This window comes from Catenibacterium sp. CAG:290 (assembly GCF_000437715.1).
Classification (GTDB): domain Bacteria; phylum Bacillota_I; class Bacilli_A; order Erysipelotrichales; family Coprobacillaceae; genus Catenibacterium; species Catenibacterium mitsuoka_A.
In genome coordinates, this window is the sequence record NZ_FR898783.1 from 18,172 (window position 1) to 28,354 (window position 10,183).

Below are 10,183 nucleotides of genomic sequence, written 5' to 3' on the forward strand. Positions count from 1 at the left end.
TAGGATTCTACAAAATCTCTAAGAAAATATATGCTAAATACCAAAAAATCATCATGACTTTTGAGTTCAAAAGTCATGATTTTTATTAATTATTAATAAAATCTTAAACGTAAAAACACTGATATATACAATATAAAATATAAAATCTTAAAAATATCTTAAGGAAATGGTGGACACATATATGGCATAGTGTTATAATCGCAATTGTCGAAAAGAAAAGGAGAATAACTATGACTCAAAATGCCCCCGTAACTCTTCATGCAATTGTAGATAGAATTAAAACTCAGAAAACAATATTATTACCTGCATTCGCAATCTCTGCATTTGCGCTAGTAGGTTATGCAGCGGCTGACCGTCAGGCACCTGTTATTCGTTCAAATAAGATTGTTGTTCCTTATGGAACATACTTAACTGCTTCAGACTTTGAAATCACAGATAATCGTGATAATTTAGATATCATGGATGTTTCTATTAAGTCAGGATCATATGAAGCAAAACAATTAGGTACTTATCATGTTACAGTGACTGTTACTGATACATTCCAGAATACAACTGATAAAGAAGTTGAAGTGCAGGTTATTGATAATGAAGCTCCTGTTATTGCTTCACGTACTGAAGGTGGATATATTATTGATGTAGAAGCCAATGGTTCTAATAACTTATTAGACTACGTGAAAGCAACAGATAATGTGGATGGTGATGTCAGTGAATTCATCACTTTCGAAGGTGGTATTGACACAACTGTAATCGGAGAACAGAAGGTTGTGGCTCATGTAGAAGATAACGCCGGTAATGTGGCTAAAAAAACATTATCATTTAATATTAAGGATTCTGTTGCTCCAACATTAACTCAAAAAACACAGTCTTTTGATGTAAACTATGGTGATACATTTAATCCTGCAGATTATTTTGATGTATCTGATAACTTTGATCCTTCACCAGTATTAACTGTTAAAGGTGATATTGATACAAAGAAGTTAAATAGTGAACAGAAAGCAACAATCATTGCGACTGATAACAGTGGCAATGAAACTAAACAGGAATATACATTTAATATTAAGGATATCAGAGGTCCTGAAATTAAACTGAATACAAATAAAGTATCTATTACTGAAGGTACTTCAGTAAACTGGAATTCTTTACTTGTATCTGCAATTGATAATTTAGATGGTGATGTGACTAAGACTGTAGGTATTAGTGGTAACGTTGATGTAAACAATGAAGGTAACTATACAGCTACTTATACTGCAACAGATAAGACTGGTAATACAACAGTAGTCAATCTACCAGTAGAAGTTAAATCTAGAAATGGGGCTCTTATTCAGACTGCTTTAGGTAAGATTGGATGTCGTTATAGAATGGGTGCTGTAGGACCTGATGTCTTTGACTGTTCAAGCTTTACTAGATGGGTATATAGACAAAATGGACGTTCTTTAAGTGGTACAGCTGCTGTACAGTTCAATAGTACTCAAAGAGTAGATAGAAACGCATTAAAACCTGGTGATCTTGTATTCTTTAAGAACACATATAAGAAAGGTATTTCTCACGTAGGTATTTACTTAGGTGGAGGTAGATTCGTACATGCTGCCAATGAAAAGAAGGGTGTTATCACGTCTTCTCTAGGTGAATCTTATTATGCTGCGCATTATGCAGGTGGAGGAAGAGTATAATCTTTAAGGAAATCGATTTCGATTTCCTTTTTTTATGGTAGGATAGTTAAGAAGGGAGTGTTATATATGTATATAGGAACACAGGATTTATTAAAACAATACGATGCTTATTTATTGGAACATGGATATCAAATAGAAGAACTTGTTAATCTTGCAAGTGATGCATTACTCAATCATTTCACACAATATAATAGATTTGCGATTCTTATCGGACCAGGCAATAATGGTGCAGATGGTTATTCTTTAGGATTAAAACTAGAAAAACTAGGAAAGCATGTTATTTATTATTATAGTGGAGATATAGGAAAGGTATCACAGGCCAATCGTTATTATCGTGATCAATGTAAAGAGAATCATTTGATCTATGTAGATGAAGACAATATTAATACAATTAATTGGAATGATTATGATTGTATTGTCGATGGGTTATTTGGATTTGGCTTAAATAGTGCACCTAGAGGAATGTATAAAATCATTATAGAATCAATTATGAATAATTATAATGGAACTATTGGGGCAATTGATATTCCTACAGGACTTGATTGTAATACAGGTAAAGCCTACGATGGTGCTTTAAAAGCTGACTTTACAGTTACCTTAACTGCTTTAAAACAAGGATTCTTAGATCCTCGTTCATTAGAATATACAGGTAAAGTCATTCTAGAAACATTAGCTGTTAAGGATTGTTTTAAAGAAGCAGGGTTATTTGAATATGTAGGAGAGGACTACGCAAAGGAACATTTAAGAAAACGAGTTTATAATGGTTATAAGAATATTTATGGTGTAGATGGCTTAATTGTAGGGAGTGATCAATATACAGGGGCACCATTACTTGCTACTAAAGCAGCCTATTATACAGGTGCAGGTATAGTAAAGACTATTACTTCAGAAAAAGTAACCTCTCTTTTACCTCTTTATATACCTGAAGCGATTCCTGTATTAAGACCACAAATCTTCCGTTATGATGATTTTGATGGCTATGATGCATTATTAGTGGGATGCGGATTAGGACTAGAAGAAAGTGCCTTTAGAGCTGTAATAGATATTATGACTGCTTCTATCTGTCCGCTTGTAATTGATGCAGATGCACTTACAATTCTTTCTAGAAATATGCACTTACTAGAAAAACAAGACCGTTCAGTGATCCTTACACCACATATTGGTGAATTTAAACGTTTATGTCATGTAGAAGACTATCCTGACTTAATGATTGCTGCACAGAGTTTTGCATCACAATATCATTGCATCCTTGTCTTAAAAGGACCTCATACTATTGTGACTGATGGCAAGTCATCTTATCGTATTGCATCTGGTAATAAAGCGATGGCAGTAGGTGGTATGGGTGATACACTTGCAGGTATTATTACTTCATTATTAGGACAGGGTTATGAACCACTAGAAGCTGCAATACTAGGTGTCTATATTCATGGGCGTGCAGGAGATGAAGTCGCAAAGCAGGCATATACAGTTATACCTGAAAAACTTATTGAAGAAATTCCTCATACAATGGCATTGCTTATTGGTGAAATAGAAAAATAGCTGGAATAATCCAGCTATTTTTTAAGTCTGATAATAGAAATATTACGATTTTTAGTATGTGTCTTACGATAACTGAAGAATAAGTCATCATTCTCCATTGTACAATAAGAACTGACTTCAATATGTTCCTCTAATACACCACAATTTAATAATTGTTGCTTGATCAGACCTTTTGAATTAAGAAGATAATGTGTCTCATCTTTTTTAGTATAGAAAGATGATGTATCAAAACTCATCTTCTTTACACGATTAATAATATCATCCATGGCTTCAAAGTTTCTTGATTCAATAGAAGACCCTACATAAGCATATATAGTACTAGGGTCACAGCCTTCATCTTCAATTAAGTGACGTGTCACCTTACCTACAATCTCAGTCACTGTTCCTTTCCATCCTGAATGAATAGCAGCAATTAAATGTTGGTTCTCACAATATAATAGAACAGGACAGCAGTCTGCATGGAAAGTAAATAGAGTCAAGTCTGTATCTCTAGTATATAATGCATCAAAACCTAAATAAGCATCCTTCTGACTATAAATCCCCTTACCACCATCTTTTGTATTCACACTTAAATAATGTGTTGTATGACGCTGTAAAGGTGCGACCATATGATCAAGATCTGTACCAAGCATTTTAGCTAGTTCTTTACGGTTTTCTAGTACCTGCTTGTCATCTATTCCATTATAACTCATGTTAAATAGTTTTCCATCAATATGAGCTGGTACAGTATAGCCTTCTACTATATCATTATTAAACTTCCAAGGTATTAATTTCATCTTGCATCCTCCACTTTCTCTAACTCATCATAGAAAGAATCATCAGGATCAATATAAATAGTCTTATAATGTCCTAAAAGAACTAAACCTGGCTTATTTGTATGAGGCTTCTTTAAGTTCTTTACTAAACAATAATTCACTGGAACACTTGAACTATATTTACCCTTAGAAAAATATGCTGCAATATTTGCGGCGAGTCTCATTGTATACTCATCCAAGTTTTCTGCATGCACAATAATATGGGAACCAGGCATATCCTTCACATGGAACCACATATCATTACGTGAAGCCATTTTAAATGTTAGATAATCATTCTGTAAGTTATTCTTACCTACATAAATAATACCATCACGTGTACGATAAACATCATAATGAGGATGTGTTTTCTTCTTTAACTTCTTGACATTCTTCTTACGAATATAACCCATGTTTTCAAGTTCTTCCTTGATTTCCATAGCATCATAATAATCCGCATTATCCATCAAGGTATTTAAAGTATCAAAGTAATTGATTTCTTCTTTAGTCTTTTCAATCTGTTCCTCTAGAACCTTTAAAGAATTCTTTGCCTTCTGATACTTATTATAATAATGATTCGCGTTTGTCTTGCCATCAAAACGCTCATCTAATTCAATTGTCATCTTTGCGCCATCATAATAGTTATCTACAGTCACTTCTTTCATCCCTTTTTGAATAAGATGTAAAGAGGCATACAATAAATCACCCTTAATACGATATTCATCACTATTATGAGAATCAAATAAAGTCTTTTCTAGTTTATCTAGCTTATTGACATTCTTTGTATATTCTTTCTGAATAAAATGAAGAATATCAGAAGTCTGCTGTTTAATACGATCCTTCTGATCAATAAATTGATAATAAGCATCTAATCCATCAAAAAGTGAATACTGATCTATCTTCTTTCCAAAACAGTGTAAAGGAATCACATGATACTTTTCTTTATCACCTCTAGTAATATAGAGTTCTTTACTCTCTTTGATTTCATTCATAATAGTTTTGAAATCTTCACCCTGTTCCATTCTTGAAGTTACTTCTTCAGCTAAATCCTTAGAAAACCCTTCAAATTCTTTCACAAGATTTGTTGTTTCAGGTCTATTTTCAAAAGGATTCTTCTTCTCAAGTAGAGGAGGGTAGCTATAAGTAATCCCCGGCTGCATAATACGTATACTATCACTAGGAGATACTCTCTTTAAACATTCTAGTATCTTATCTTCTTTGTTAGTAAGAATAAAGTTAGAATGCTTACCCATGATTTCTATATAGAGATGATATTCTACAAGATCCTTGAATTCATTTCTACCTCTTAAAGTAATCTTTAATATACGATCAAGTCCAACCTGTTCAATACTCTCAATAAACGAACCTTCAATATGTTTTCTTAAAAACATTGTGAGAGCGTTAGGAAAATCAGGTGTAGGATAATTTAATTGTGTTAACTGAACACGTGCGTACATTGGATGAATAGAAACAAGAAGTTTCTTATTCTCATTCTGTGCACGAACAGTCATTAATAATTCGTATTTCGATATCTGATATAATTTTGAAATACGTCCTGTCACAATTGTTTCATTTAATAATTCTGTAACACGTGACAATACAATTCCATCAAATGCCATATTCATCACCCGACTTAGTATAACACATTTAAAAGTGTTTGACATCACTGTTTTATTCATGTAGGATTACTTAAAAAGGGGATGTAGATAAGTGAAAAGAGGCCTTCTAATTATCCTGAGTGGACCTAGCGGCGTAGGCAAAGGAACAGTCAGAGAACAACTATTTAAAGAAGAATCATTAAACCTTGCATATTCTATTTCAATGACTACACGTTATAAGAGACCTGGCGAAAAAGAAGGGATCGATTATTTCTTTGTAGACGTTGATACATTCAAGAAAAAGATTGAGCAAGGTGAATTACTAGAATACGCACAGTTTGTAGGTAATTATTATGGAACACCTAAAGCCTATGTAGATCAGCTACTAGATGAAGGTAAGAATGTTGTATTAGAGATTGAAGTACAGGGTGCACTTCAGGTTATGAAGAAAGTACCAGATGCTCTTACAATCTTCTTAGTACCACCTTCAATGGAAGAATTAGAAAAACGTATTCGTGGACGTAGAACAGAAGCTGAAGATGTTATTAAAGAACGTCTTGATAAAGCAAGAAGAGAAATTGCGACAAAAGATCAGTATAAGCATGTAGTGGTGAACGATGATGTTATGCGTGCGAAAGATGATATTGTCAAGATTATCGAAGAGAACATGAAGTAGCCATCTGGCTGCTTTTTCTTTTTTAGGAGGTGATTTTATGTTTAAAGTAGAAGTACTTATAGAACATCCTGTTCAGGCATTAGACCGTGGCTTTTCTTATTTATCTAAGAAGCCTATTTTGACAGGAATACGTGTTCAAGTGCCTTTTAATCATCGACAGGTTGTTGGTTATGTATTATCTGTAGAAGAAGTTGATTTAACCCAAAAAGAATTAGAAGAAAGAGATGGCTTTAAGTATTCTTATATTTATTCAGTGATCGATGAAGCACCTTTATTAAATAATGAACTTATTACACTTGCTCATCGTATGTCAAAGATGACAATATGCCCACTTATTGCCTGTTTCCAAGCTATGCTTCCTGGCACTTTAAAGCCATCTACTCATAAGATGGTTGGTATTAAAACAATGACATGTGTGAGAGTCATTAATACCGGAACACCTAAAACAACTAAACAGCAGGAAGCATTCCGTCTATTAGTAGAAAAGGGAGAAATGTTTCTTAAGGATATTCCTTATTCTAGAAGTGTCATTACTTCTCTAGAAAAGCAGGGTCTTGTTGAAGTATATAATAAAGAAGTACAGCGTGATCCTTATGCAGGTAATAACTTAACGATTAATAATAAGATTACTTTAACCCCACTTCAAACAAGTGTTGTAGAAGGTGTATTAGAAACATCTCAAATGATTTCACTCATTCATGGTGTGACTGGTTCAGGTAAAACAGAAGTCTATATTGCCTTGACTAAAAAGATGTTAGAAGAAAATAAGACAGTATTGATGCTTGTACCTGAAATATCTCTTACACCAATGATGGAACGTGTCTTTAAAGAACGTTTTCATGATGAAGTTGCGATTATCCATTCACGTTTATCTCAAGGTGAAAAGTATGATGAATATCGTCGTATAAAAAAAGGAGAAGCCCGTATTGTAGTAGGGGCTCGTTCTGCAATCTTTGCGCCGGTAGAAAATCTTGGTCTTATTATTATGGATGAAGAACATGATATGAGCTATAAGCAGGATAATACACCACGCTATCATACTCTATCTATTGCGAAGATGCGTGCAGAAAAAAATCATGCAAAGATTATCTTAGGTAGTGCGACACCTTCAGTAGAAACATATGCCCGTGCTAAAAAGGGAATATATAGCCTATTTGAGATGAAACAAAGAATTAATGGTAAACCTCTCCCTTATTGTGAGGTTGTAGATATGGGTAATGAATCTCGTTCAGGCAACTATTCACTTATGTCTAGAAGAATGAAACAGAGATTACAAGAAACGCTGGATAAAAAAGAACAAGCAATGATTCTCTTAAATAAGAGAGGTTATGCATCTTTTATTAAATGTGAATCATGTAATGAACCAATACGCTGTCCTCATTGTGATGTCACACTTACTTATCATAAAGCTGAAAATAGACTCAAATGTCATTTATGTGAATATTTTATTCCTACACCTCGTACTTGTCCTAACTGTGGAAGTACGCATCTTAAAAAGATTGGTTATGGAACACAGAAAATAGAAGAAGAATTAGAAAAACAGTATCCTGAAGCACATATCATTCGCTTTGATTTTGATACAACACGTAATAAGAATACTCATTTAAAACTCTTAAAAGATTTTGAAGAACATAAAGCAGATATTATGCTAGGTACACAGATGATTGCGAAAGGACTTGATTTCTCCAATGTCACATTTGTAGGTGTACTCATGGCTGATTTATCTTTAATGGTACCTGACTTTAGAGCCTCTGAACGTACATTCCAGTTACTTTGTCAGGTGGCAGGAAGAAGCGGTCGAGGAGAAAAACAGGGAACAGTTATGATCCAGACATTCAATCCAGAACATTATGCAATTAAAGCAGCAGTCAAGCAGGATTATGATGCTTTCTTTAAAGAAGAGATAGCATTTAGAAAGAAAGCCAAATATCCACCATATTGTCATTTAGTCTCTGTTATAGTACAATCACGCTCACCTAAGAATGTTCATTCTATTGCCTTAGATATCAGTCAATACTTAAAAGATCATCTAGAAAAAGTTCGTATCATTGGACCACAGTCTACCTTTAAGATGCAGGATATCTATCGTGAAAGAATTCTGATTAAATATATAGAATCTAAGCCTATCTATGAACAATTAAGTATCATTGATGACTATTATAACCGTACAAGAAAAGGAGGTGTTATTGTGGCATGCGACTTTAACCCGTATTCCACATATTAATATGAAAGAAAGAGATACAGCATTAGATATACTTATTGATTATGAAAAGAATGAAAGCTATTTAAATATTACTTTAAACCATACTCTTACAAAAGACTTCTCACCATCAGAAAGAGGTCTTATTACAACATTGGTCTATGGAACTATTCAGAATCGTTTGTATTTAGAATATCAATTAGAACCTCATATTCATACACGTTTAAAGGTCGTAGAAAGAATGTTTCTATTAATGAGTCTCTATCAGCATTTTTATCTAGATACACCAGATTATGCAATTGTCAATGAAGCAGTAGATATTATTAAGGAAAGAAGAAATAAAAGAGCAGGAGGCATGATTAATGCGATTCTCCATAGCTGTTTTAATCAAACAAGATCTTTAGATGATTTAGATCATGATGAACGTCTATCTATTTCTACAAGTCATCCTTTATGGATGGTTAAAATGTTGAATGCCCAATATGGCATTGAAACAACAGAAAAGATTCTTCATGCAGATAATGAAGTACCTTTAAAAAGTGGTCGTGTGAATACTTATAAGATATCACGTGAAGAATTCTTAAAGAAATATCCAGAATTCACTCCTGGTTATTTATCACCAGATAGTGTCTTATTAAAAGAAGGTAATATCGCCCATACTGAAGCTTTTAAAGAAGGCTTAGTGACGATTCAGGATGAATCATCACAGATGGTTGCTCGTTTACTTAATCCAAATGAAGATGATCTTGTCTTAGATATGTGTGGTGCCCCTGGATCTAAAACAACTCACCTTGGCACTTTGATGAATAATAAAGGCACCCTGGATGTCTATGACCTTTATCCTCATAAAGCAAAGCTTATTAAAGACAATGCGAAAAGACTTGGATTAACGAATATTCATGTGCATACAGGAGACAGTACAGATCTCTCAATATTTAATAAACAGTATACAAAAATACTTCTAGATGGACCTTGTTCTGGTCTTGGAGTACTCTCTAGAAAGCCTGAAATTAAGTACCATGACTCTAATGCAATGGATGAAATCATTCCTATTCAAGCAAAATTACTAGAAAATGCATATTCTTTATGTATAAAAGGTGGTAATATAGTGTATAGTACGTGCACTATAAATAAAAAAGAAAACGAAAAACAGATTGAAAAATTCATAAAGAAGCATCCCGATATGCATGTGGTAGAAGAACGTACTATACTTCCATATGAATATCATAGTGATGGTTTTTATATGTGTCTGTTAGAAAAGGATGTATGATGAAATCAATTTATGACTTAACACTCGAACAATTAAAAGAAGAACTAAAAGCACTTGGACAAAAACCATTCCGTGCAAAGCAGATTTATGAATGGATTTATGTAAAGAATGTCTATGATTTTCATCAGATGACAAATCTTTCTAAAGAACTTCAAGAAACACTTTCTAATCATTTCAGTGATGCACTTTTAACTATTAAAGAAAAACAGGTTGCTCGTGATGGGACCACAAAATATCTTCTAGAATTAGAAGATGGAGGACTCATTGAAACAGTATTAATGATTCAGACTTATGGTCGTTCATTATGTGTTACAAGCCAGTTAGGCTGTAATATGGGCTGTTCATTTTGTGCATCTGGATTATTAAAGAAACAGCGTAACTTAACAAGTGGTGAAATTGTGAAACAGGTCTTGACTGTTATGAATGATTTAAAGGAAAG

Annotated in this window: 7 protein-coding genes and 1 pseudogene; 6 read left to right on the top strand and 2 right to left on the bottom strand. The window is 33.5% G+C overall.

What is annotated here, in order from left to right:
* Window positions 1–230: 230 nt before the first annotated feature.
* Together QVO42_RS02845 and QVO42_RS02850 are read left to right on the top strand one after the other, a co-directional pair.
* Window positions 231–1,670, top strand: a complete 1,440-nt coding sequence (locus tag QVO42_RS02845) for a C40 family peptidase (protein ID WP_022424675.1) — start codon at window positions 231–233, stop codon at window positions 1,668–1,670.
* 66 nt (window positions 1,671–1,736) lie between these two features.
* Window positions 1,737–3,209, top strand: coding sequence for a bifunctional ADP-dependent NAD(P)H-hydrate dehydratase/NAD(P)H-hydrate epimerase (locus QVO42_RS02850; RefSeq protein WP_022424676.1), 1,473 nt, complete (start codon window positions 1,737–1,739; stop codon window positions 3,207–3,209).
* Between the two features lie 14 nt (window positions 3,210–3,223).
* Here QVO42_RS02850 and pgeF read toward each other — a convergent pair whose 3' ends face one another.
* Together pgeF and QVO42_RS02860 are read right to left on the bottom strand one after the other, a co-directional pair.
* Window positions 3,224–3,985, bottom strand: a complete 762-nt coding sequence (gene pgeF, locus QVO42_RS02855; RefSeq protein ID WP_022424677.1) for a peptidoglycan editing factor PgeF — start codon at window positions 3,983–3,985, stop codon at window positions 3,224–3,226.
* Window positions 3,982–5,619: an Rqc2 family fibronectin-binding protein gene (locus tag QVO42_RS02860; RefSeq protein WP_288163668.1), complete on the bottom strand. Its 1,638-nt coding sequence runs from the start codon at window positions 5,617–5,619 to the stop codon at window positions 3,982–3,984. Before QVO42_RS02860 ends, pgeF begins: the two co-directional genes overlap by 4 nt.
* A 91-nt stretch (window positions 5,620–5,710) precedes the next feature.
* Here QVO42_RS02860 and gmk point away from each other — a divergent pair, with 91 nt between their 5' ends.
* The 4 genes and pseudogenes from gmk to QVO42_RS02880 all read left to right on the top strand — a co-directional run.
* On the top strand, window positions 5,711–6,274 hold the full coding sequence (gene gmk, locus QVO42_RS02865; RefSeq protein ID WP_022424679.1) for a guanylate kinase: 564 nt from the start codon (window positions 5,711–5,713) through the stop codon (window positions 6,272–6,274).
* Window positions 6,275–6,311: 37 nt separating this feature from the next.
* Window positions 6,312–8,498 carry a replication restart helicase PriA gene (gene priA, locus QVO42_RS02870; RefSeq protein ID WP_022424680.1) on the top strand — a complete coding sequence of 729 codons (2,187 nt, stop codon included), beginning with the start codon at window positions 6,312–6,314 and terminating at the stop codon, window positions 8,496–8,498.
* On the top strand, window positions 8,455–9,744 hold the full coding sequence (gene rsmB / locus QVO42_RS02875) for a 16S rRNA (cytosine(967)-C(5))-methyltransferase RsmB (protein ID WP_288163670.1): 1,290 nt from the start codon (window positions 8,455–8,457) through the stop codon (window positions 9,742–9,744). The genes priA and rsmB overlap by 44 nt, the downstream gene beginning before the upstream one ends.
* A pseudogene (locus QVO42_RS02880) lies at window positions 9,741–10,183 on the top strand (dual-specificity RNA methyltransferase RlmN); the annotation flags it as partial. The gene rsmB and the pseudogene QVO42_RS02880, both read left to right, overlap by 4 nt.